This window comes from Flavobacterium sp. GSP27, assembly GCF_003970395.1.
In the GTDB taxonomy this organism is placed as follows: Bacteria; Bacteroidota; Bacteroidia; order Flavobacteriales; family Flavobacteriaceae; genus Flavobacterium.
The window spans coordinates 16,843-42,142 of record NZ_RYDP01000014.1; the positions used below are offsets into that span (position 1 = coordinate 16,843).

The window sequence follows — 25,300 nt, forward strand, 5'->3', positions numbered from 1 at the left end:
AAAAAGTAACCAAATTAACAAATAACCGAATAAACTTTAAAATATGAAAGTTACCATTGTAGGAGCAGGAAATGTAGGAGCAACATGTGCGGACGTGATTTCTTATAGAGGAATTGCCAGCGAAGTAGTACTATTGGATATAAGAGAAGGTTTTGCTGAAGGAAAAGCGTTAGATATCATGCAATGTGCTACCAATACTGGTTTTAATACCAAAGTATCAGGTGTTACCAATGATTATGCTAAAACAGCAGGAAGTGATGTAGTGGTAATTACATCTGGAATTCCAAGAAAACCAGGAATGACTCGGGAAGAATTAATAGGAATTAATGCAGGAATCGTGAAAACGGTTGCTGAAAATGTATTGAAGCATTCACCGGATACTATTATAGTGGTCGTTTCTAATCCTATGGATACCATGACATATTTGGCATTGAAATCTACGGGATTACCAAAAAACAGAATTATTGGGATGGGTGGAGCGTTAGACAGTTCTCGTTTTAGAACGTATTTGTCTTTGGCTTTAGACAAACCGGCCAATGATATTTCAGCAATGGTTATTGGGGGACACGGAGATACTACTATGATTCCTTTGACACGATTAGCATCTTATAACGGAATTCCGGTTTCACAATTTCTATCGGAAGAGGAATTGCAAAAAGTAGCTGCCGATACAATGGTTGGTGGAGCTACACTTACAGGACTGCTTGGAACATCGGCATGGTATGCTCCAGGAGCTTCCGTTGCTTTCTTGGTGGATAGTATTTTAAATGATCAAAAGAAAATGATTGCATGTTCTGTTTTCGTTGAAGGAGAATATGGTCAGGATGATATCTGTATTGGTGTTCCGTGTATTATTGGTAAAAATGGAGTAGAAGAAATTCTTGACATTAAACTAAATGATGCTGAAAAAGCCTTATTTGCTAAAAGTGCAGACGCTGTCAGACAAATGAATGACGCTTTAAAATCGATTTTGGTATAAAAATTTACATATAAAAAAGAGAAGACTGCATCTTTGCAGTCTTTTTCTTGAGATTAATCTATAAATAAATTGGTTAATCTTACCGTTAATTATATATTTGCTCGGTTTAAAAAAAATGAAGTAGCTCGATATATTCTTTTATAATATAAAAAACGAATGTAAAGTGTTCTTTCATAAGGTTTAAAGCAAAAATAAATAAATATAAAATAATTAATTTTTAGTAATAATGCAGAATAAAGGACTTATTAAATTTTTCGCAATTCTATTTGCATTGGTAAGTATTTACCAACTTTCGTTCACTTTTGTCGCGAGCAAAATTAAAAATGATGCGAAATCTTTTGCGGGTGGAAACCCTGATAAAGAAGCTAAATATTTAGATTCTATTGGTAAAGAAAAAGTATTTAGCCTTGGGTTTACTAATTTTACTTATAATGAAGTAAGTGATAAGCAAATCAACAAAGGTCTTGACTTAGAAGGAGGTATTAATGTAATACTTCAAATATCTGTTAAAGACATATTGAAAGGTTTATCGAATAACTCAAAAAATCCGGTTTTTAATAAATCTTTGGCTGATGCAACAGCAAATCTAAAAGGAAATCAAACCTATTTAGATGCATTTTTTAATGCTTTTGAAGCGAATTCAAAAGGGACCGTAAAATTAGCTTCTCCTGATATTTTTGCAAACAGAAGTTTGCAAGGTGAAGGTGGAGTCGATTTTCAAATGACCGATGCTGAGGTCGAAAAAGTAATCAAAAGAAAAGTAGATGAGTCTGTAGAAAGTGCTTTTGGTGTATTGAGAGAGCGTATAGACAAATTTGGTGTTACCCAACCTAACATTCAAAAATTAGGGGAGACGGGAAGAATTCTTGTAGAACTTCCTGGGGCTAAAGATGTAGACAGAATTAAAAGATTATTACAAAGTACCGCTCAACTAGAGTTTTGGGAAACATATAAAATAGAAGAAATTGGTAATTTTTTGATGGCAGCTAACGAGTCATTGAAGAAAACTGAAATCAATATTGCCGAAGTTAAACCTGTTGTGAAAGATTCTTTGAGCGCTTTGCTTTCGGATGGTAAAGATTCAGCTGATGCAAAAAAAGGAAATAATCCTTTATTTGATAAAATCATTGGGCAAGGTGGAGGTCCAGTTTTGGGACTTTTCTCTCCAAAAGATACGGCTGTTGTAAACGGATATTTAAAAAGAGCGGATATTAGAGTTTTATTGGCTGCAGACCAACGGTATGTGAAATTTGTTTGGGGAAAACCTTTGACTATTAAAGACGATAAAGCAAAAGCTGTTGAAGCAGTAGAATTATATGCTTTAAAAGGAAACCGAGACAATGTACCGGCAATGGCTGGTGGTGTGGTTACAGATGCAAGTGATACCTTTGACCAATCAGGTAAACCAGCAGTTTCAATGCAAATGAACGGACAAGGTGCAAAAGCATGGGAAGAATTAACAGGTAGAGCATACACTCAAAAAAGCAATATCGCTATTGTTCTTGATGATGTAGTTTACTCTGCGCCAGGAGTTTCTAGCGGACCAATTTCTGGTGGTAGATCTGAAATTTCAGGAGCTTTTGATGTTACAGAAACTAAAGATTTAGCAAATGTATTGAGAGCAGGTAAATTACCGGCTGCCGCAGATATTGTTCAGTCAGAAGTGGTAGGGCCATCCTTAGGTCAGGAAGCAATTGATAACGGGACTAATTCTGCTTTGTTAGGATTGCTTTTAGTGTCACTCTGGATGATGATTTATTACGGCAGAGCAGGTTGGTATGCTAATATTGCATTAGCGGTTAACTTACTTTTCTTATTCGGAATTTTAGCAAGTATTGGTGCAGTTCTTACATTGCCAGGTATTGCAGGTATCGTATTGACAATGGGAACAGCTGTTGATGCGAATATCATTATCTACGAAAGAGCAAAAGAAGAGTTGCGTGCGGGTAAAACACTAGAAGAAGCCGTTAAAACTTCCTACAGCTGGAGAGGAGCAATGTCCTCGATTACGGATGCCAATGTTACGCATATTTTGACCGGAGCCGTATTGTTCATTTTTGGTTCAGGGCCAATTAAGGGGTTTGCTACTACGTTATTAATCGGTATTATAACCTCATTGTTTACTTCAATTTTTATTGCACGAATCTTTATTGACTGGAACATTAGTAAAAAGAACAATTTGACGTTTGTTACTAATTTCTCTAAAAATATGTTTGTCAATTTTAATTTTAATTTCTTAGGAGTTAAAAAATGGACGTATTTATTTTCTAGTATTATTGTTATCATCAGTTTTACGTCATTAGCTATTAATGGTCTTGATGAAGGAGTCGACTTTGTAGGAGGGCGAACTTTTCAGGTGCGTTTTGAAAAAGCAATTGAAACTGAAACAGTAAAAGCAGAGCTAGCGGAAGTTTTTGATGGTAGTGCCGAAGTAAAAGTTTTTGGTAGTGATAATCAATTGAAAATTACCACTAAATACAAAGTGGAAGAGCCAGGAATCAAAGCAGACGAAGAAGTAAATAAATTATTGTTTACTACTTTAAAACAACATTTTTCAGCTGATATGACGTATGATAAATTTGTTAATGCTTATGATGGTAAAAAACTCGGTATTTTACAAGCGTCTAAAGTAGGGCCAACAGTTGCTGAAGATATTAAAACCAATGCTTATTGGGCGGTTCTTGGAGCAATGGCAATTGTGTTTTTATATTTGATGATCAGTTATAGAAAATGGCAATACAGTTTAGGAGCGATTGCTGCTGTTGCCCACGATGTTATTTTTGTGCTAGGAATTTATTCATTGTGCTATAAATTTATGCCTTTTGGTATGGAAATCGATCAGCATTTTATCGCTGCGATTCTAACCGTTATTGGGTATTCTATGAATGATACAGTTATTGTATTTGACAGGGTTCGTGAATATTTAGCCGGAAAAACTAAAGGTTCTTTCTCTGAAATCGTAAATCAATCTATTAATACAACGATGTCAAGAACTATCAATACCTCTTTGACGATGATTGTGGTGTTGTTGATCATGTTTATTTTTGGAGGGGAATCTATCAGAGGATTTATATTTGCTATGTTAGTTGGTATCATTGTAGGGACATACTCTTCATTGTTTATTGCAACACCAGTACTTGTAGACACCATCTCAAAAGAAGATAAAGACAGAGTCGAAAAGGCGCATCTAGAAAACTAGAAACAGCTTTTTATACCAATTAAAAAAAGAGATTTAGCGAAAGTTGAATCTCTTTTTTTATTTGTAACTCCAAACATAATTTTAATTCCTTTTTTGAAAACTGTATAATCAGATAAACGAAAATACTAGTAGTTATGCGGATGAAAGTATTAGTTATTTTAGTTTTAGTCCTTTGTACAATTCCATTTTATGCCCAAGAAAAGGCAAGTAAAGTTGATTTGGGTTTTTCGTATGGAATAGGAAATGAATTTAAAAACAGAAATTATACCTTTACAAATCAGTCTTATAAGGTGCAATTTTATTATGTTGTAAAACAAACGAAGAATTTTAAATACGCACTAGTGCTTCAGCCAGAAATTAATTTTGCAAGCCATCAACTCCTAAATATTTATTTTGTGGAGCCTGATTATCCGGATTATATTGCAAAACGGGAGCGCTATACAAAGCTAAAAGATGTAAAAGAATACGTTCTTAATCTTGGCTTTTTAGTGCGAAAACCAGTCTTTAAATCGGCGAGTATTTATGTTTTAGGGAGCATAGGTCCAATGATTACAGATACAGAAACGGAACGACTATCCAAAGGTTTTGCCTTTTCAGATGTTTTAGCGGTAGGATTTACTTTTAGGTTTAAGGGTGTGACTTTAGATGTAAGACCAAATATTCGTCATGTGTCTAATGGGGGATTACAGAAAACCAATGCGGGATATACGACTAAAAACATTGACTTTGGGTTCTCCTTTTCGTTATAAAGAAAGCGTTAGCTACTAAGATGCAGCTAACGCTTTTTTTTTTGTTGTAACGTATTGTTATTTAGTTTGTTATTTCTTTTTCTGACGTAAGAATAAAATACAGTCCTATAAGAATAAAGGGGATACTAAGCCATTGTCCGGTTGAAAATAAACCTAAAGCACTTTCAAAACCGCCTTGACTTTCCTTAACAGATTCTACTATAAAACGGACTGTAAATAAAAGAACCAGGAACATACCAAATATAAATCCGGTATACCTTCTTTTTTCGGTTTTCCAATACAGGAAAAATAAGACTGCAAAAACAAAAATATAACAGAATGCCTCGTACAATTGAGTAGGATGTCTTACCGGAACTTGTTCCAGTAAAGAGACAAATTTAGGGTCGTTCGCAATGGCTGAGTACGCAGCTTGAGGATTGGGTATTTGAGTCGCATTGACCGCGTCCATAGCACTAAAATGGTCTTTCAAGAATTTTATTCCAAAGTCAGAAGTCGTTTTATGACCAATAATCTCCGAATTAAAAAAGTTACCCAATCTGACGAAAATAGCACCGCTTGCAACAGGAATAACCACCCGGTCCAAAATCCATAACTGGGGTTTTTTCAATATATTTTTACTGTAAAAATACATAGCAATAATTATTGATATGGCAGCACCATGACTTGCTAAACCTTGAAAACCTGTGAATTCCCATCCTTTTATAATGTATAAAATCGTTTCGTTTGGATTTTCTCGTATTGGCATAAAAATTTCCAATAAATGATTGCGATAATACTCCCAATCGTAAAAGAAAACGTGACCCAAACGTGCACCAAGTAAGGTCGCTAATACAGTCCAGATAAATAACGAATCTAATTTTTCTATTGATTCCCCTTCACGATCAAAGATATTTTTCATAATATACCAGCCTAATCCAAAAGCAATTACAAACATTAAACTGTAATAACGAATGATAAAAAAGCCTAAATCAATTCCTTCTGATGGATTCCAAACGATGTTTAAAGCGTGTGTCATGTATTGTATTTTATATGTTTGACGTAAAAATAGAGATTAAATGTAAAATTCGTATTAAAAAAGAGAATCTTTATGCGTACATGATTTTTTGGGAACCGGATCATAGCCGGTTTTTCCCCAAGGATGGCAACTAAAAACACGTTTTATACCTAAAAACCCGCCATAAAACAAACCGTGGGTTTGTAAAGCTTCAATCATATACGAGGAGCACGTGGGTTCAAATCTACAAGCCGCAGGTGTAAAGGGTGAAATGGCCACTTGATAGAAACGAACCAATAGTAAAAATGGGTAAATGATGATTTTTGATAACATGATTTTAAAATTAAAACTTCTCTGTTGTTATTCAAAATTATTTTTCAGTTGTAATCGATTTCGGTATTTAGCGGACTAGATACTAAACGAAGTTCCTTCTTTACCATCTTTTAACTGAATTCCTAATACAATCAATTGATCCCTTATTTGATCAGAAAGTGCAAAATTCTTATTGTCGCGAGCTTGTTTTCTCATTTCAATAAGCATATTGACCGTTCCTTCTAACTTCTCGTTATTGCTGTCCGAGACTTTTTCGTCTTCTAATCCTAATACGTCAAACGCAAATGCATGCATTGTTTTTGCAAAATGGTTTAAATCTTCCGCATTCAAGGTCTCTTTTTCATCCTTTAATAAATTGATAAAACGTACACCTTCAAACAACTGCGCAATCAAAATTGGCGTGTTAAAATCGTCATTCATTGCATCATAACAGGTTTGCTTCCAAGCCGGAATGTCAACGGTGCTTTTTGTGTGAACAGTGATTTCTTTCAACGAATTCATCGCTTCCATCAATCGTTTGTATCCTTTTTCGGCAGCAACAATGGCATCATCAGAAAAATCAAGAATACTTCTGTAATGCGCCTGGAGCATAAAAAATCGTGCTACTGATGCTGAAAAAGCTTTACTTAAAACGGTGTTTTCTCCAGTCAATATTTCTCTTGGCAAAATATTATTTCCCGTAGATTTTGCCATTTTTTTTCCGTTCAAAGTCAACATATTGGCGTGGAGCCAATAATTAACCGGAGTTTGACCGGTACAGGCTTCGTTTTGTGCAATTTCACACTCATGATGCGGGAACTTTAAATCCATTCCGCCACCGTGAATGTCAAAATGATTGCCTAAGTATTTAGTGCTCATTGCAGTACATTCTAAATGCCATCCAGGAAATCCATCACTCCACGGCGAAGGCCAACGCATAATATGTTGAGTTTCCGCTTTTTTCCAAAGCGCAAAATCCTGTGGATTTCTCTTGTCACTTTGCCCGTCAAGATCCCGGGTATTGGCTAGCATATCCTCAATGTTTCGGCCACTTAATCTGCCGTAATGATTGGTTTCATTAAATTTTACCACATCAAAATAAACAGAGCCATTGGCTTCATAACCAATTCCTTTTTCAATTATGGTTTTGATAATTTCAATTTGCTCAATAATATGTCCCGTTGCAGTAGGTTCGATACTTGGTGACAAAAAGTTAAAAGCATTCAGAATTTCATGAAAATCAACCGTATAGCGTTGCACTACTTCCATTGGTTCGAGTTGTTCCAGACGTGCTTTTTTGGCAATTTTATCCTCACCTTCATCCACATCGTCCACAATATGCCCCACATCCGTAATGTTTCTAACGTAGCGTACTTTGTATTCTAAATGCAAAAAATACCTAAAAATCACGTCAAAAGACATAAAGGTACGCACATTTCCAAGATGTACATTGCTGTAAACTGTAGGTCCACAAACATACATTCCTACATTTCCTTCATGAATAGGTTTGAAAATTTCTTTTTCTCCTGAAAGAGAATTGTATATTTTTAGATTTTGGCTATTGTATAATGGCATTGTAGATTATTGTTTTCCCCACCCCAGCCCCCCCCAAAGGGAAGGGAGTTGAGACGTGAATGCGTTATTAATAATTGTTGTAATCTTGTTCTGATCTTACCAAGCTGGGCTCCCTCTCCTTTGCAGAGGGTCGGGGAGAGGACTAGAACTTAGTTTCTAATTTAATATAATCTAAAAACTCTCTGCGAGTGACACTATCTTTAAATTTTCCGCCAAATTCAGAGGTTACGGTACTACTTTCAATATCACTGATTCCTCTTGAATTTACACAAAGGTGCTTGGCATCGATTACACAGGCTACATCTTCTGTACCTAATGCGATTTGTAATTCCTGAACAATTTGCATGGTTAAGCGCTCCTGAACCTGAGGTCTTTTAGCATAATATTCTACGATACGGTTCATTTTAGACAAACCAATAACTCTGCCGTTTGAAATATAAGCCACATGCGCTCTTCCTATAATTGGTAATAAATGATGTTCACAGGTAGAATATACGATGATATTTTTTTCAACTAACATTTCACCGTACTTGTAATTATTGTCAAATGTAGATGCTTTTGGTTTTTTAGCAGGATTTAAACCGCCAAAAATTTCCTTTACAAACATTTTGGCAACACGATTGGGCGTGCCTTTTAAACTATCATCGGTCAAGTCCATTCCAAGTGTGATTAGAATGCTCTCCACGTCCTTTTTTATTTTTTCAATTTTTTCCTCATCAGAAATGACAAAAGCATCATCTCGTACTGGATTTTTTGCGGATAAACTAATATGGTTTTCTCCTATTTCGTCTTGAAATTCTTCGTTTTTTATCATTAAAAGCAACTATTATTGTTGGTGTAAATATTTAAGGGGTAAAGGTAAATAATAAAAATTAAAAAATTTCTATCGCTCCTACTATTTAAGACTACTTTATCGGTTCAGCCGCCCGTTATACTCTCTTTTTTGGATCTAAAAAGAAAAGGCAATAACGAACTCGTTACTGCCTTTTATAAAATAGTTCCGGTTCCCTAAAGGGGATGTCTACCAAAATGTGTTTGATTATACTTTCGTTAGTGTCGCATTATAAACAGGAATCGCTGCTTTCAGGATTCGTACTGCGCTAATTAAATCTTCTTTCTTTAAAACATAAGCAATTCGAACCTGATTTAATCCCATTCCCGTAGTAGAGTAAAAACCGGCTGCTGGCGCTACCATTACTGTTTCTCCATTTAGGTCATAACTTTCTAATAGCCATTGCGCAAAAGCATCGGCATTAGCAACTGGTAGTTGCGCAATACAATAAAAAGCCCCTTTTGGTTTGCTTACAATAACGCCATCTATTTTATTTAATTCTTCAATCAAAGTGTCTCTGCGTTCTCTATATTCTGAAATTACTTCGTCAAAATAACTTTGTGGAGTGTCAAGAGCAGCTTCGCTTGCAATCTGTTCAATCGTTGGTGGACTTAATCTTGCTTGTGCAAATTTCATTGCAGTAGCCATCAGTTCCTTGTTTTTAGAAACAATGCATCCTATTCTGGCACCGCACATGCTGTATCTTTTTGAAACAGAATCAATCATGATTGCATGTTCTTCAAGCCCGGGAACATTCATTACTGAATAATGGACATCACCATCATAAGTAAATTCACGATATACTTCATCAGAAATTAGAAATAAATCATGTTTTTTGACTAAGGCAGCCAGTTGCATGATTTCTTCTTTTGAATATAAATAACCCGTTGGATTTCCTGGATTACAAATCAGGATCGCTTTTGTTTTTGGCGTAATCAGCTTTTCAAAATCAGCTACGGCCGGTAATGCAAAGCCGGTTTCAATACTCGAGATTACTGGAACTACAGAAACTCCTGATGCGGTTGAAAATCCATTATAATTTGCATAAAATGGTTCTGGAATAATGATCTCATCACCATGATCCATCGTGCTGCCTATAGCAAACATCAAGGCTTCAGATCCTCCGGTGGAGATTATAATATCTTCAATATGTACAGGAATTCCTTGATTTGTATAATAGGCAGCTAATTTTTTTCTATAGCTTTCATTCCCGGCGGAATGGCTGTATTCTAAAATAGTTAAATCTATATTTTTAACCGCATTCATAGCAACTTCAGGAGTTCTGATATCGGGTTGGCCAATGTTTAAATGGTATACTTTATGGCCTTTATTTTTCGCTATTTCAGAGTAGGGAACCAATTTTCGTATTGGTGATTCAGGCATTTGTTTGCCTTTATTTGATATTGTTGGCATAGTCTTAAATTATTGAATTGCAAATTTGCGATTTTTTTTTCGAATTTATCACAATTTATGCCCGGATATATCATATAAAATACGGTTTTGTTTTATATTTTTAGTATTTTTATAGAAAGCTAGCACAATGAAAAGAACGCTAAATTTATTTTTTTTAATCTTCTCAATACCCTGTATTTTAGCGCAGCAAGGATTTCAGTTTAAAAAAAACGGAGACAAAATTAGTGTGCCTTTCAAGTTGATCAATAATTTAGTGCTTCTGCCTATAAAAGTGAATGGAGTAGAATTGAATTTTTTATTGGATTCCGGTGTAGAAGAGACCATATTATTTAGTTTGGAAGAAAAAAAAGAAGTTCGTTTTTTTAACGCGGAAAAAGTACTATTAAGAGGATTAGGCAGTCAAGAGGCGGTCGAGGGATTGAAATCGACCAATAATATATTGCAATTCGGCAGCATGTTGTATGCGGATCATATGGTTTATATTGTTTTGAATCAGGATTTTAATTTATCCTCTCATATTGGGATTCCTGTAAACGGAATTATAGGATTTCAGTTTTTTAGAAATAATCTGGTTGAAATTAATTACTCTAAAAAGAGAGTTATAGTCTATAGCGATACCGCTAAAAATAAAAAAAAAATAGTTAGAAAGTTCAAAACTATTCCTATCGCTATCGAGAAATCAAAGCCGTATTTAAAAGGTACGGTGTTGTTGAATAATAAGGAACTGGTGGTCAAGTTGCTGATTGATATAGGAAATAGTGATGCAATATGGTTGTTTCAGGATCGCTCCGAATTTCTTAAAGTTCCCCCGAAAAATTTTGCTGATTTTTTGGGCAGAGGATTTAGTGGTGATGTTGAAGGAAAAAGAGCCAGAATTCAAAAATTCGCAATGAATCAGTTTGTATTTAATAATCCAATAGTAGCTTTCCCGGACTCTACTTCAATTAGGAATGTTACTATGGTTCCTGATCGGATGGGATCAGTAGGAGGAGAGATTATGAAAAGATTTACCGTTATTTTTAATTACCCTAAAAAAGAAATGTATGTAAAAAAAAATAGTCTTTACAACGATCCTTTTGCATACAATAAAAGCGGAGTAGAGATCCAGCACAACGGATTACAGTGGGTTCAGGAAACTGTTCGGATGGAAACCGTCCCTTTGTTACCAAAATATAATGAGTCAGGCGAAACTAAAGTACTCAATGACTTTAAGTATAAATTCCAATTAAAGCCTATTTATGAGATCGCAAATGTTAGAAATAATTCGCCAGCAGCAAATTCAGGAGTACAAAAAGGCGATATTATTATTTTAATCAATAACGCTCCTGCTTATAGATATTCGTTGCAAAAAGTTAATTCTCTCTTTAGATCTGAGGAGGAAAAATGGATAACATTGGAAGTGGAAAGAAACAGTCAGATTCTGAAATTTAGATTTCAGTTACAGGATTTTCTCTAACAAAAAACGCCTCCAGAGGGTTTCAGGAAGCGTATTGATGTGTACACATGGAATTTAAATCCATCAAGTAGGTCGGGTAAAAATCAAATAGGACACATTGGATTTAGAGGAATAGTGTTTTTGTCCATTGGCTCCTTAACGCGAAAGTCTGAGAAAACAGGGTATCTCCTTGTTTTAAATAAATCACAATTGCGTGATTTAATTTGCAACCACTTCCCCTTTTATTTTTAAAGCGACTCTCCCGGAATCGTAATTCACGGCATTCGATTCAACAGTTATTGTTTTTCTAATTGGTCCGGGAGCCATATTGTATTTTATGGATATTTTTCCTGTTTTTCCCGGCATAATTGGCTCGGTTGGTTTTGTTGGAATGGTGCACCCACAAGTAGAAAGTACATTTGTAATAAGTAATGGCGCATTTCCAGTGTTCGTAAAAATAAAATTACGGGTTCCATTATCATTTTTGGTAACCCTCCCATAATCGATTGTATTGTCTTTTGCAGCAAATTCAATTTTAGGGCCATTTTGAGCAAATCCTACGGTGCTAATTAATGTGAATGCAAATAAAATTAGTATTTTTTTCATTTTCATTTTTTTAAATTCATTAAAGTAAATATACTTTGTTTTAATTAACGCACAAATTTTTATTTCCCTTTTTATAGTCTACTTAATTATTTACTTTTGTGCCCTATCAGAATTACAAATATCAGACCAAAGTCTACAAGGGTATTTGTTGATCTGGTTATTGGTTTAACGGAACCAACAAACAATTGAATTTAACGATTAAATGACCCACAATAAAATGATTATTCCTGCACAATTTGACGCTAAAACTATTGAGAATAAGTGGTATGACTACTGGATGAAAAATAATTATTTTCACTCAGAGCCGGATCATAGAACACCATATACTATCGTAATTCCACCGCCTAATGTGACTGGAGTTTTACACATGGGACACATGTTGAACAATACTATTCAAGATGTATTAATAAGAAGAGCGCGTCTTAAAGGGTTCAATGCGTGCTGGGTTCCGGGAACGGATCATGCCTCAATAGCTACAGAAGCTAAGGTGGTAGCCAAATTAAAAGCTGAAGGAATCCATAAAAATGATTTAACACGTGAAGAATTTTTGGCGCATGCCTGGGAATGGACGGATAAATATGGCGGTGTAATTCTGGAACAACTCAAACAATTGGGCTGTTCATGTGATTGGGATCGAACAAAATTTACCATGGATCCTGATATGTCAGCCTCAGTGATTCGTTCTTTTGTAGATTTATACAACAAAGGTTTGATTTATCGAGGATACCGAATGGTGAACTGGGATCCGGAAGCCAAAACGACTTTGTCTGATGAAGAAGTGATTTTTGAAGAACAACAGGGAAAATTATATTATATACAGTATAAAATCCTCACCCCAGCCCTCTCCGAAGGAGAGGGAGCTGAAACTTTTAACTCCCCTCCTTCGGAGGGTTTGGGGGAGGAATTTCTGACAATAGCAACCACGCGTCCGGAAACTATTTTTGGAGATAGTGCCATTTGTATTAATCCAAATGACGAACGTTTTGCTCATTTAAAAGGGAAGAAGGCGATTGTCCCTATTTGCGGAAGAGTGATTCCGATTATCGAAGACGATTATGTTGATATCGAATTTGGTACTGGTTGTTTGAAAGTGACCCCAGCTCACGACATGAATGACAAGGCATTGGGAGAAAAGCATAATTTGGAGATTATTGATATTTTCAACGAAGATGCAACGATGAATAGTTTTGGTTTGCATTACCAAGGGAAAGATCGTTTTGTGGTTCGTGAAGAAATTGCAAAAGAACTAGGGACTATAGGTGCTTTAGCAAAAACAGAAACACACTTAAATAAAGTAGGTACTTCGGAAAGAACCAAAGCAGTTATCGAGCCTCGTTTATCAGACCAATGGTTCTTGAAAATGGAAGATTTGGTAAAACCGGCAATTCAATCCGTATTGGTTGATGGCGAAATTAAATTGCATCCAGCACGTTTTAACAATACGTACGCCCATTGGCTAAACAACATTCGCGATTGGAATATTTCTCGTCAATTGTGGTGGGGACAACAAATTCCGGCCTATTTCTATGGCGACGGAAAAGAGGATTTCGTGGTCGCTGAAAATATTGAAAACGCTCTAAAGTTAGCGAGAGAGAAAACTTTAAACCTTAAACTTGAAACAAAAGATTTAAAGCAAGATGTTGACGCTCTTGACACTTGGTTCTCGTCTTGGCTATGGCCAATGTCCGTTTTTGGAGGTATAATGAATCCAGAAAGTGAAGACTTTAAATACTATTATCCAACCAATGATTTAGTTACGGGCCCGGATATTTTGTTTTTCTGGGTAGCGAGAATGATTATTGCGGGTTATGAATATACCGATAAAAAACCGTTTACCAATGTTTATTTGACTGGTTTAGTTCGTGACAAACAAAGACGTAAAATGTCTAAATCATTAGGGAATTCCCCGGATCCTTTAGACTTAATTGAGAAATTTGGTGCTGATGGTGTTCGGGTTGGATTGCTTTTGAGCGCTTCTGCCGGAAATGACATTATGTTTGACGAAGAATTGTGCAACCAAGGAAAAGCATTCACCAATAAAATTTGGAATGCCTTTAAATTGATCAAAGGTTGGGAAGTTTCGGAAACGATTCCACAACCGGAATCTTCAAAAGTAGCAATCGAGTGGTATGAAGCCAAGTTGCAACAAACACTTCTAGAAATCGAAGATAATTTCGAAAAATACAGAATTTCCGAAGCTTTAATGGGAATTTACAAACTGGTTTGGGATGATTTCTGCTCTTGGTTTCTGGAAATGATAAAACCGGCGTACCAACAGCCAATCGACAGCGTTACTTTGGCGAAAGCCATAGCAATGCTTGAAAATAATTTAAAATTATTGCATCCGTTTATGCCGTTCCTGACAGAGGAAATTTGGCAAATTCTTGCCGAAAGAACTACAGATGAAGCATTAATCGTTTCGACTTGGCCAGAAATAAAACCGTTTGATTCCCGTTTAATTGCTGATTTTGAAAACACAATGGAGGTTATTTCCGGAATTCGTACGATCCGTAAAGACAAGAATATTCCGTTTAAAGATGCGATTGAATTTAAAATTGTCAATAATGACAATACTTCGGCTTATTTTGATTCGGTGGTGACTAAATTAGGAAACTTGACTTCCTTAGAATATGTTTTGGATAAAGTGGATGGCGCCTTGTCTTTCCGTGTCAAATCGAATGAATATTTCATCCCAATCACCGGAAATATTGACGTGCAAGCTGAAATTGCTAAACTGACGGCGGAGTTAGTCTATACGCAAGGTTTCTTGAAATCAGTACAAAATAAACTAGCCAACGAGAAATTTGTGGCTGGTGCACCGGAGAAAGTTTTAGCCAACGAAAGACAAAAAGAAGCAGATGCTCTGGCAAAAATGGAAACTATCGAGCACAGTTTGGCTGGATTGAAATAGACTTAGTCAAAATATATAAACCCGACCCATTTTCAATATGGGTCGGGTTCTTTTTTATGTCAACTTAGTTTAGCAGGATTGAAGTAGAAATTTAGCCAAATAAAAACAAAAATAATAACGGAAATATAATTCCGGCAACGGCCAGTTTCCAACCCCTGTTTTTCCAACTGAATTTTCCGGCTTTAATCATAACCGTTCCTGTTAAGGCAATAATGATTAAGCTGATCGCAAAAATATCAGAATAATAAATCCAAAAATTAGAGGTGTTTTTATGCAATTTCATCGTTTGGCTGATAATTGGCGTTTTAGAGAAGGAAACAATCTCACCTTTTCCAGTTTTCAGGTCAATTTCGACATCGTGCTTTTCAAAAGAAATTTTAAAGGTTCCTTTTTTTACCATTTGACGTCTCATTTTATCATCGATGCCCAATTGTTTGCCTAAATCTTCAGCAAATTTTTCGTTAATTTCATTTTCAGCAAAAACTTTTACTTGGATAGCCTTGGTTTCGGTAGTGTATTTTTCCGGATGCCAGTATTCTCTGTGGTTCATCATAAGTCCTGAGAGGGCAAAAGAAACAATTAATCCGATATAGAAATACCCTAAATCACGGTGTAAATTTCTTGCTTTTATTTTCATCATGGGTTTGAATTTTAGGTTTTGAATTATTAATCAGACTTTTTATTTGGCAAAAGGTTTAATTAGAATTTATATTTTAAGCTGGTCATCACTTGACGAGGTGCTGTTGGGTTTACACTGTAATTTTCATGTACGGTATAATTCAAAACATTTGTAATATTTGACAATCTGCATAATAGAGAGAATTTCTCCCAGTTGTATCCTACTGAAACATCAATTGTGGTGTATCCTTTTATTGGAATTTCTCGGTCATAAATCCCGTTAGGCAAGGATTGGTCAATTTGATTATTCCATCCGCCTACTCTTTTTCCAATATAATTCCCTAAAGCTCCAACAGATACTCCTTTTAATATTCCGGAAGGCAGCGTATAAAAAAAGCTTAGATTAGCTGTATTAGCCGGAGTTCTGGCCAAACGATCTCCTTCTATAAAGCTTCCTTTTATACCGGATGTTTTAGTATAGCGCATGTCATTATAACTGTAACCGGCTATGATATTTAAGCCTTCTATGGGTTTTGCAATAATGTCAAATTCGACCCCTTTACTGGTGGTTTCTCCGCTTAAAATTTTTATCGATGTATCGATATTGCTGGAACCATCGGCTTTGAATTCAGCAGTTTGTGCTAAGTTGCTATTGGTAATTTGGTACACCGTTACGTTTGTGCTTAGTATTCCTCTCCAGAAATCCTTTTTGATTCCAACTTCATACTGGTCTATGATAGACGGTTCAATGGCTTTTAAATCTACTGTAGTTCCGGTGTTTGGTGTAAATGAATTGGAGTAACTTGCAAAAAGGGACATGTTTTTTGTAGGTTGAAATACAAGTCCTAGTTTTGGGGTGAAAGCAACATCTTTGCGTTTTGGAGCTTCGGTAACTGTGGTTTTAAGGACATCCGTTGTCGCTACTTGAGCTTCTTGCCAAGACCACCTAATTCCTGCTAAAACTTTAAATTTATCGGTTAGTGAAATTAAATCTTGGGCGTATATCCCAAAACGGTTGGTGTCTGTTTTTACGATTCTGGTTGTAGTTGCATCCGGTATGGCACCGCCTTGATTGAAATTTTCAAAATCAAAAATGTTTCCACTGCCATAGGTTGTAGGGCTGAATGCAAAAGCATAGGCTTGTGTAAATGCATTTTCCATATCAACTCCCGTGAATAGTTGGTGTTTTACCTTTCCAGTTTTAAAGTTACCTTGTATGCTGAATTGTTCTCCAATGATTTGTTCCAGATTTTTGTTTTGTCCTAAGGGTCTTTTCCAGTCACCGTTTGTTGCCGGTTGAATGCGTTCCGTTCCTTTTGAAGTTCGGTCGTAGTTTTGAAAAGAGGTATTGAAGTTTAATTTCCAATTGCTGTTAAAATCATGTTTTACTAAGGTAGATACGGTGGCTTGTTTTGTTTGTCCATTAGACCAATTTGCCCCTAAATAAGTATTTCGAGGAAGTTCAACAATTTCTTTTCCGATGATTCCAGTACCAAAATCCGGAGTCCAGTCATCGTGCAGATAATCTCCTTGTACTATGATTTCAGTCTTGGCACTCACTGTAAAAAGGAAAGAAGGATTGATGTAATACCGTTCTTTGGTCACATTATCTCTGAAGCTTTCAGAGTTTTCATAAGAGCCGGTGAATCGATAGGCAATATTATCATTTAAGGGACCGTAAATATCGATGGAAGGTTTGTAAAAAGAATAGCTGCCCATTTGCATCGCAATTTCTCCTCCTTTTTTAAAGGAAGGGATTTTGGTCACCATATTCAATATTCCTCCGGGTGCTACATTTCCAAACAATAAAGCGGCACTTCCTTTTAGGACTTCTACTTTCTCTAATGAAGAAACTTCCGGGATTGAACCACTGTTAAAACGGAATCCATTTTTAAACATATTGTTGGCAGACATGTCATACCCTCTTGAAAAGAAGGATTCCTGTGCACTGCCACGAGCGGAACCCACATAGACTCCATTTACGTTTTTGATGACATCACTTAATCTGATTGCCTGTTGCTGTTCGATGATTTCATTTCCTATCACTTGTATGCTTTGGGGAATATCCATTGGTTCCAAACCGGATCGTACTGCTGATAGTGGTTTTTTATGCTGATTTGGAGTTACAATTACTTCTTTAAGAATTTCTCCTTTTTTGTTTTTTATGGTGTCTAAAACGCTATCAAATGTTTCCGTGTCTGCGGTATTTTCAATTGCTTGTGCTGTTTCTTGTGCAAAGCCACTTATGCTGAATAACAAAACTAAAACGGGTATTAAAATGTTTCTCATGGTTGTTTATTTGGAATGATTAAAAATAACGATGCAAATATAGAATCTGAATTTGATTTAACAAAACTTATTTAGATTAAATATGGATAATAATTTAAATGTTTTTTAATGTATTGTAATACAGTTTTTTAAATAAAAAAAATCCTTGCTTTTAGACAAGGATTTTTAATTTTAGCGTGAAACGTTAAATTTTAACATTTGATTTTCGGTTTCTTCCCCACCAAATATAGCATCCGGTTATAGGAAGACTCGCAATAAGTAAACTGATTAAAAAGGCAAATATTTTTCCGGCTATTCCAAAAACGGCACCCGTATGAATGTCGTAATTCAAGAGCAGCAGTTTGTCGGCAATTTTAGCTTCTTTATACCTTCCGTAAAGGTGATCTACTTTTTGTTCTTCTAGGTTGTATTGGTCAAAATAACGATAGTCTATTTTCCAATAGGTGCCTTCCTCAGGATTTGCATTTGCAGCAATAGAAGAATTGGCACTTTCCGGTGGATGCACTTCTATAGATTTTGCTTTTGGATATTCTTTTTGCATCAAAGTCCAAATTTGATCCAGCGGTTTATCTACTTTTTTTGTTTTTATAGTCGAAATTGGATCTTCATAAACCAATGATTTTTCTCCACCAAGAACCGTATAATAAGAATAACCAAACCATTGGAAACCCCAGACTAAACCCGTAATTGCAAAAATAAGGGCAATTATAAGCACGTATAAGCCAGTAATATTATGCAAGTCATAGTTTTTGCGTTTCCATTTTAATCCTTTTTTCCATTTAAACCAAAAACGTTGTTTGGCAGCATTTTTATTTTTTGGATACCAAAGAATCATTCCCGTAATCAGCAGAATCAAAAACACTAAAGTTGCCGATGCCGTAACGGTTTGTCCGATTTCATGAGGCAGCCAAAGATAAAAATGACCGTCAAGAATAAAGTTAAAAAACCCATCTTCCATATTGGTTTTTTCAAGGACTTCACCTGTATACGGATTGAGGTACACAATATAATGATAGGAAGGTTCGTAATGGAAAAATATAGCTTCCACTGATTTGACAGAACCATTGTATTTTATGGCATGTAACACTTTGTTTGGAATTTCTTTTCGGGCAATTTCTTCCAATTGCGTAGGTAATAGAAATGGTTTTTCCTGTTTTATAACAAACCTGTACTCATCGGTGTAATCTTGTATTTCTTCCTGAAAGGCATACAAACTTCCCGTGATGGCAATTATGAAAACAAGTATGCCTGAGGATAAGCCAAGCCAAAGATGGATTTTTAGGATTGCTTTTTTTAAGGTGTTATTTTTCATTATAAATGGATTAAACTCCTCCAGGGAAAGAGGAGTTTAGTTAGACAAAACGAATTAGGAATCTTAAAATTTATACGTCAAACCGGCAGTTACACTTCTTAATCGCTGTGGAGTTACAGTAGACCAGCCTGAATAATATTTTTCGTTTAATATATTATTTAATTTTAAAGCTAAATTGAATTTATCATTCGAATACGACAAAGCCGAATTTAATATGGTATAACTTGGTAAGACAAACGTTCCGATATTCGCTCTGTTCAACGTTTTATATTCACTGGCAAGGTTTCCGCCAAATCCAAGACCGAATCCTTTTAATTTCCCGGAAGTCAACGTGTAATTTGCCCAAAAATTTACTAGCGTTTCTGGTCCGGCTTCTTCAGGTCTTAATCCTAAATATCCATCACCGGGATTGTCTTTTGTAACTTCACTTTTGTTATTACTGAATCCAGCAATCACATTAAATCCTTTCATTGGGTTTGCCGTAAAACTGATTTCAACTCCTTTACTGTTGACTTCACCGCCCTGAATTGCGTTGTTAATATTGTTTGGATCCGTCATTAATCGGTTTTTTACATCAATGTTGTAGTAGCTAATCGATGCCGAAATGATGTCTTTGTATAAGTTCGTTTTTAATCCAAATTCATATTGATTAGCTTGCTCCGGATCAAAAGATTCCATTCTTGGATTAGAACCATCCACTTCAGAAACTTCTCGTGGCGTTACATTTACAAAGCCATTCATATAATTTGAAAAAACCGAAACTTTATCTTTAATCAACATATAAACCAGACCGAATTTTGGAGAAACGGCTGCTTGGCTGTTTTCTTCGGTCGCTGTTTTCGATTTGAAATAATCGACGCGCAAACTGATCATTGCAGATAATTTATCGGTAACATTCAACACATCAGAGGCGTACGCACTAATAACCTCAACTTCAGCATTTGAATTTCCGTCAAACGAATCTACTAAAAGATTATCAACTCCCGCTTGGGTCAAATCTCCGGTATCTGATCCATCGATTAAGGAGACAATTCCGTTTCCAACCCAGCCGGTACTCCCGTTTATAATATTTGATTTATAATAATCGACACCAGCAACCAATCGGTTTCTTAAGTTTCCAATTTTAAAGTCTCCAATAAAATTTTGTTGAATATCCGTTGCTAAAGTTTCTCCGTTTCTTTTAGAAATGAATCGTGTAAAATCATTTCCGTTTGATGCATCAAATAAATAGGAATAATACCCATTTGTTTTACTGTTGCTTCTGGATAATACCGTTTGTGAAGTCCACTGATCCGATATTTTATAAAACATTTGAGCCTGTAAATTATAAGTAGGATTGCTGATGGACAGCTCGTTTGAAGTGAATGATTTATTATAGTTTTTTTCGAATAATTCCATCGAATCAAATGATAGAGCGGAATTTCTGTTCAAGAAAAGCATCGGGGCATTTGATGAATTTCGGTTTGTAAATTCAGTATTGATCAAGAACGAAAGTTTATCACTAACTTTATAACTCAAGGAAGGCGCAAAGAAAAAGGATTTGCCAAAACCGGCATCCTGAAACGAATTTTCTTTTTGGTAGGCTGTATTGATTCGTACGGAAACATCCGTGTTTAGCGGGATATTTACATCTGCAGTAAGGCGATCCATACCATACGATCCGGCATTATAACTGATTTCTCCACCAAATCTTGAATAAGGTTTTTTAGTTACAATATTTATTAAACCTCCGTATGAAATCAAACTACTACCAAATAATGTTCCTGAAGGTCCTTTGATCACTTCAATATTGTCCACGTTGGCCGGATCAATACTTCCATTGTTGATTCCGGGAAGCCCGTTGATCATTGTTGGCTGAACTGAAAAACCTCTCATGGAAAAATATTCAGCACCATCGCCGCCACGCCCGGTTGATTCCCAAAGACGCGTGATTCCAGTTGCATTTTTTAGCGCATCACTAAAGTTAGTAACCACTTGTTCTTTCATTAACTCGCTGGTAACGGTGTTGTACACCTGTGGATTTTCAATATTATTCAAAGGCATTTTAGAGACTGTGGTACTTTTTTCTCTTTTATACCTGTATTTGTTGGTGTTTATAATCACTTCTTTCAATGTTTTTAAGGTATCTTTTTCTTGCTCTTTCTTTTCTTGAGCAGTAACCGTTATTCCAAAAAGCAAAACGAACAGGTAAAAGGCAGGTATCTTTTTCATTTATTTAGATTAATTAAAAATAAGTTGCAAATATAAGAGTGCTTTTGTTCTTAACAAAACTTATTTAGACTAATTAGAGATAATATTTAAAATTAATTTTTATTCCACTGCAAAACAGTTTTTTAACGGCATAAAAAAACCTTGCTTATTTCGAGCAAGGTTTTGATTGGAACTAAAATGTTAAAATTTTAGTTGATTTTTTTCATTGAATATTGTTCGGAACTGGGTTTTCCTTGCTGGATTCCTGAAATTTTTGTCACCATACTGTCTGGATTGATTTCACTATAAATAATTTTTTGAGGATAATCATGTTTCGGGTTTTCAAAAACCAGTTGTTTCTCAGTTGTCGTTGTCAACTTGAATGCGACTGCTTTTTCCTCGTTTTGTCCTTTTACCATAGTAGAATACGTTAATTCTTCTCCTTTTTGTTGCAAAATAATAGATTCAAAATGCAAAGTGTCTTTTTCTTTGATAAAATAGGATTGCGCTTCAAAAGTACTGTCGTTTACTTTTTTCCAAGTTTCAGAAAGATTTCCATCAACGGATTTATTTTCCCAATTTCCTAAAATCCAATTGGCGGCTTTCATTTTTTCTAATTCATTTGCATCCGATTCTTTGCAGGAAAAAATGGTTAACAAAAGTAATATAAGAGTTGTTTTTTGAAACATTGGTGTAAATATTTGGTGTTATTTTGAACTGCTAAATTAAGAAAAAATAGAATAACGTCGCTTTTTTAGTTTTGGAATCACAGGTTCACCATATAAGTCATATAAGTTTTTAATTTGAATAGAATAAAGGAAAAAAACAGTTCATTTAAGGAAAGTCGCATAGTTCATAAAGAATGTTTTAACTTACGTTCTCTTCAGCCAATGTGACAAATAAACTAACTTTCTTAACCCGTTGGGTGCAATTAATTTTTGATGATAATTTTCGTCAGTTCGAGTGATCCCGCTTTTGGGCGGGATTATATCGAGAACTAGAAAATTAGTATTAAAAACGGTTCTCGATACACGTCACTTCGAGTGCGAAGCGTATCGAGAAGTTTGTTCCATTTTACTACACAAAAAACACTCGAACTGACGTTTTGAATAATTGCACCCAACGGGTTTTCTTATATAACTTAAGTAATGACTAAAATTTAATGTCGTATTTTAATAAAGCACTAAATTTCTTTTCCACAGATTAGCACAGATTAATTCGTTATGTAATTTTAAAAATCTTTTTAATCCTTACAATCTGTGGCAAAAACTCTTTTTAATAATTGCGACAATATATCTTTCTTGCTACTTATATGGTTAAAACAAAATTTAATCACTTTCATTCAAAATAATATAAACCAATTCTTTAGTTGGTTTTTGATCTTTCAGTTTTGCTCTGACCACATCAAAAGGCACTTTGAAATCACAGCCTGATTTATAATCGCTGCAACCATAAGCCATTTTTCCTTTTAGCACCGTTCCTTTCTTGCATTTCGGACAGGCTAATTCGTCCGGAATGACTTTTTTTAAAGCTTTCTTGGCTTCTAATTGAAGTTGGAAATTTTCGTCAAAACGAAGCAAACCTTCCACAGTGCCGATATCAGTTTTAAAATCTTTCAAGTTTACAGTAGATCCTTTTTGTAGTAATCGCAAGTATTGGTTCTCGGATATTTTTTTTTCTGCAAAAGTGTAAGGCAATAGGAACGTGCAACCTGCTTTATAATTGGTACATCCAAATGAAGATTTTCCTTTGATAAGTGTTCCTTTTCTGCATTTTGGACAGGCTTCCGCCAAAATCCCTGCGGCTTTCTTTTTCTCGACTTTAACAACTTCTTTTTGAATGCTTCCCGCATGCGAGATATTGGCACGTCTGGTTTCACTTCGCACTTCATAGACCAAAGCTTCTACCATGTTTTTCATGTTCTTAATAAACGCAGCAGCGGTAAAAGTTCCTTTTTCAATATCTTTCAACTGCTTTTCCCAAGAGCCGGTGAGTTCAGCTGATTTAATCAAATCATTTTGAATGGTGTCAATAAGCTGAATTCCCGTAGGTGTTGGCAATACCTGTTTTTTGTTCCTAATGATGTATTGGCGTTTAAACAGCGTTTCAATAATATTGGCTCGCGTGGAGGGACGCCCAATACCGTTTTCTTTCATCAATTCGCGTAAATCTTCATCATCCACTTGCTTACCTGCAGTTTCCATAGCGCGCAATAAAGTAGCTTCGGTGAACTGATTCGGTGGTTTGGTTTCCTTTTCTAAAAACGAGGGTTCGTGTGGCCCTTTTTCACCTACAACAAAACTCGGTAAAATATCGGCTTCTTTTTCTTTGGCGTTTGGGTCTTCAAAGACTACGCGAAATCCCTTTTTCAGGATTTCTTTTCCTGTCGTTTTGAAGGCTACATCTGCTGCTTTCCCAATAACGGTTGTATTGGCAACCAAACAATCGTCATAAAACACGGCTATAAATCGCTTGGTAATTATGTCATATACTTGCTGCTGATTGTATTGCAAGTTGGATTGAATCCCCGTTGGAATAATCGCATGGTGATCCGTAACTTTTTTATCGTTGAAAACTTTGGGCGATTTTTTTATCTTTTTTCCCAAAAGCGGTTGCGTCAACGCAGCATAATTCGTCAAGTTTTTCAGAATCCCAGCCACTTTTGGATAGATATCATTGGGCAAAAACGTCGTATCAACTCTGGGATACGTAACTACTTTTTGTTCGTACAAAGTTTGGACAATTTTGAGTGTTTCATCTGCCGTAAAACCAAATTTGGTATTGCAATACACCTGTAATCCTGTTAAATCAAATAGTTTAGGTGCAAACTCATTGCCATTCTTTTTTTCGACAGAAACAATTTCGAACTCACTTTCCTTGACTTTATTGGCCAAGAGTTCGCCATCTTCTTTTTTCAAAAAGCGTCCTTCTTCATAGCTGAAAAGCGTTTCTCTGTATAAAGTTTGCAACTCCCAATACGGTTGCGGTTTGAAATTCTCGATTTCCTTGAATCGGTCCACAACCATTGCCAATGTTGGGGTTTGCACCCTGCCAATAGACAAAACTTGTTTGTATCCGCCATGTTTTACGGTGTACAAACGCGTGGCATTCATGCCCAGTAACCAGTCGCCAATGGCTCTGGAAAATCCTGCATAGTATAAATTATCATAGTAGGCAGATGGTTTCAAGTTCTGGAAACCCTCTTTGATGGCTTCGGTGGTTAGGGAAGAAATCCACAAGCGTTGCACCTCGCCTTTATAATTGGCTTCGTTCATCACCCAGCGTTGAATAAGTTCACCCTCTTGCCCGGCATCCCCGCAGTTGATGACCAACTCGGCTTTGTCGAAAAGGCTTTTTATGATTCGGAATTGCTTTTGGATCCCCGAATTCTCGACCACTTTGGTTTCGAATTTGTCGGGAAGCATGGGCAGATTGTTCAAATCCCAACTTTTCCAATGGGGCTTGTAATCGTTCGGTTCTTTTAAGGTACATAAATGCCCAAAAGTGTAGGTGACCTGATAACCATTGCCTTCATAATATCCGTCATGCTTGGTATTAGCTCCCAAAACGGATGCGATTTCGCGGGCGACACTTGGTTTTTCGGCAATACAGACCTTCATTTTTGCTACTTATTTTGAGGGCGCAAATTAGGAATTTAGAAATTGGTATTAAAAATAAATTTTATGGAGTTATGAACTGGTATGTGATTCATTGCGAGGAACGAAGCAATCCCATTCAGTTGGTCTATTATTTATTTGCTTATCGTTATGGGCACAGAATACAATTCTGCGCTAACGATTGTGGATATTCGAGCGATCGGTAATACAGACCTTCATTTTTGCTACTTATTTTGAGGGCGCAAATTAGGAATTTACAAATTGGTATT

General features: G+C 35.8%; 17 protein-coding genes. 5 read left to right on the forward strand and 12 right to left on the reverse strand.

Annotation, left to right across the window (positions count from 1 at the left end; genetic code table 11):
* Window positions 1-43: 43 nt before the first annotated feature.
* The 3 genes from mdh (at window position 44) to EKM05_RS11965 (ending at window position 4,927) form a co-directional block, all read left to right on the forward strand.
* A complete protein-coding gene (mdh, locus tag EKM05_RS11955) occupies window positions 44-979 on the forward strand; it encodes a malate dehydrogenase (protein ID WP_126461042.1) in 936 nt (311 codons plus the stop codon).
* Between the two features lie 226 nt (window positions 980-1,205).
* On the forward strand, window positions 1,206-4,178 hold the full coding sequence (gene secDF, locus EKM05_RS11960) for a protein translocase subunit SecDF (RefSeq protein WP_126555576.1): 2,973 nt from the start codon (window positions 1,206-1,208) through the stop codon (window positions 4,176-4,178).
* Window positions 4,179-4,318: 140 nt separating this feature from the next.
* Complete coding sequence (locus EKM05_RS11965) at window positions 4,319-4,927, forward strand: acyloxyacyl hydrolase (RefSeq protein WP_233590905.1); 609 nt, start codon at window positions 4,319-4,321, stop codon at window positions 4,925-4,927.
* A gap of 61 nt (window positions 4,928-4,988) precedes the next feature.
* On the opposite strand, the gene lgt is transcribed toward EKM05_RS11965, so the two are convergent.
* The 5 genes from lgt to EKM05_RS11990 all read right to left on the reverse strand — a co-directional run bounded on the left by lgt (window position 4,989) and on the right by EKM05_RS11990 (window position 10,053).
* On the reverse strand, window positions 4,989-5,942 hold the full coding sequence (gene lgt, locus EKM05_RS11970; RefSeq protein ID WP_126454092.1) for a prolipoprotein diacylglyceryl transferase: 954 nt from the start codon (window positions 5,940-5,942) through the stop codon (window positions 4,989-4,991).
* Window positions 5,943-5,996: 54 nt separating this feature from the next.
* Window positions 5,997-6,254 carry a membrane protein insertion efficiency factor YidD gene (yidD, locus tag EKM05_RS11975; protein WP_126461032.1) on the reverse strand — a complete coding sequence of 86 codons (258 nt, stop codon included), beginning with the start codon at window positions 6,252-6,254 and terminating at the stop codon, window positions 5,997-5,999.
* A 75-nt stretch (window positions 6,255-6,329) separates the two neighbouring features.
* The gene (cysS, locus tag EKM05_RS11980) at window positions 6,330-7,808 is read right to left on the reverse strand and encodes a cysteine--tRNA ligase (RefSeq protein WP_126555582.1); all 1,479 of its coding nucleotides are present in this window, start codon (window positions 7,806-7,808) and stop codon (window positions 6,330-6,332) included.
* 142 nt (window positions 7,809-7,950) lie between these two features.
* Window positions 7,951-8,622 carry a GTP cyclohydrolase I FolE gene (gene folE / locus EKM05_RS11985; protein WP_126461026.1) on the reverse strand — a complete coding sequence of 224 codons (672 nt, stop codon included), beginning with the start codon at window positions 8,620-8,622 and terminating at the stop codon, window positions 7,951-7,953.
* Window positions 8,623-8,847: 225 nt separating this feature from the next.
* Window positions 8,848-10,053, reverse strand: a complete 1,206-nt coding sequence (locus EKM05_RS11990; protein ID WP_126461023.1) for a pyridoxal phosphate-dependent aminotransferase — start codon at window positions 10,051-10,053, stop codon at window positions 8,848-8,850.
* 127 nt (window positions 10,054-10,180) lie between these two features.
* Here EKM05_RS11990 and EKM05_RS11995 point away from each other — a divergent pair, with 127 nt between their 5' ends.
* The gene (locus EKM05_RS11995; RefSeq protein ID WP_126555585.1) at window positions 10,181-11,509 is read left to right on the forward strand and encodes a PDZ domain-containing protein; all 1,329 of its coding nucleotides are present in this window, start codon (window positions 10,181-10,183) and stop codon (window positions 11,507-11,509) included.
* Between the two features lie 198 nt (window positions 11,510-11,707).
* Here the strand turns inward: EKM05_RS11995 and EKM05_RS12000 are convergent, their stop codons facing one another.
* Complete coding sequence (locus tag EKM05_RS12000; RefSeq protein WP_126461017.1) at window positions 11,708-12,094, reverse strand: DUF1573 domain-containing protein; 387 nt, start codon at window positions 12,092-12,094, stop codon at window positions 11,708-11,710.
* A 217-nt stretch (window positions 12,095-12,311) separates the two neighbouring features.
* Between EKM05_RS12000 and EKM05_RS12005 the strand changes: the two genes are divergently transcribed.
* On the forward strand, window positions 12,312-15,005 hold the full coding sequence (locus tag EKM05_RS12005; protein ID WP_126555668.1) for a valine--tRNA ligase: 2,694 nt from the start codon (window positions 12,312-12,314) through the stop codon (window positions 15,003-15,005).
* 91 nt (window positions 15,006-15,096) lie between these two features.
* Here the strand turns inward: EKM05_RS12005 and EKM05_RS12010 are convergent, their stop codons facing one another.
* The 6 genes from EKM05_RS12010 to EKM05_RS12035 form a co-directional block, all read right to left on the reverse strand.
* The gene (locus EKM05_RS12010; RefSeq protein WP_126555588.1) at window positions 15,097-15,645 is read right to left on the reverse strand and encodes a PepSY-associated TM helix domain-containing protein; all 549 of its coding nucleotides are present in this window, start codon (window positions 15,643-15,645) and stop codon (window positions 15,097-15,099) included.
* Between the two features lie 59 nt (window positions 15,646-15,704).
* On the reverse strand, window positions 15,705-17,912 hold the full coding sequence (locus EKM05_RS12015) for a TonB-dependent siderophore receptor (RefSeq protein WP_126461011.1): 2,208 nt from the start codon (window positions 17,910-17,912) through the stop codon (window positions 15,705-15,707).
* A 184-nt stretch (window positions 17,913-18,096) separates the two neighbouring features.
* Window positions 18,097-19,224 (reverse strand): PepSY domain-containing protein, encoded by a 1,128-nt coding sequence (locus EKM05_RS12020; RefSeq protein WP_126555591.1) that lies wholly within the window; start codon window positions 19,222-19,224, stop codon window positions 18,097-18,099.
* Between the two features lie 63 nt (window positions 19,225-19,287).
* The gene (locus EKM05_RS12025) at window positions 19,288-21,435 is read right to left on the reverse strand and encodes a TonB-dependent siderophore receptor (RefSeq protein ID WP_126555594.1); all 2,148 of its coding nucleotides are present in this window, start codon (window positions 21,433-21,435) and stop codon (window positions 19,288-19,290) included.
* 188 nt (window positions 21,436-21,623) lie between these two features.
* Window positions 21,624-22,103, reverse strand: a complete 480-nt coding sequence (locus EKM05_RS12030; protein ID WP_126555597.1) for a DUF6265 family protein — start codon at window positions 22,101-22,103, stop codon at window positions 21,624-21,626.
* Between the two features lie 639 nt (window positions 22,104-22,742).
* A complete protein-coding gene (locus EKM05_RS12035; RefSeq protein WP_126555600.1) occupies window positions 22,743-25,034 on the reverse strand; it encodes a DNA topoisomerase 3 in 2,292 nt (763 codons plus the stop codon).
* Between the last annotated feature and the right edge of the window lie 266 nt (window positions 25,035-25,300).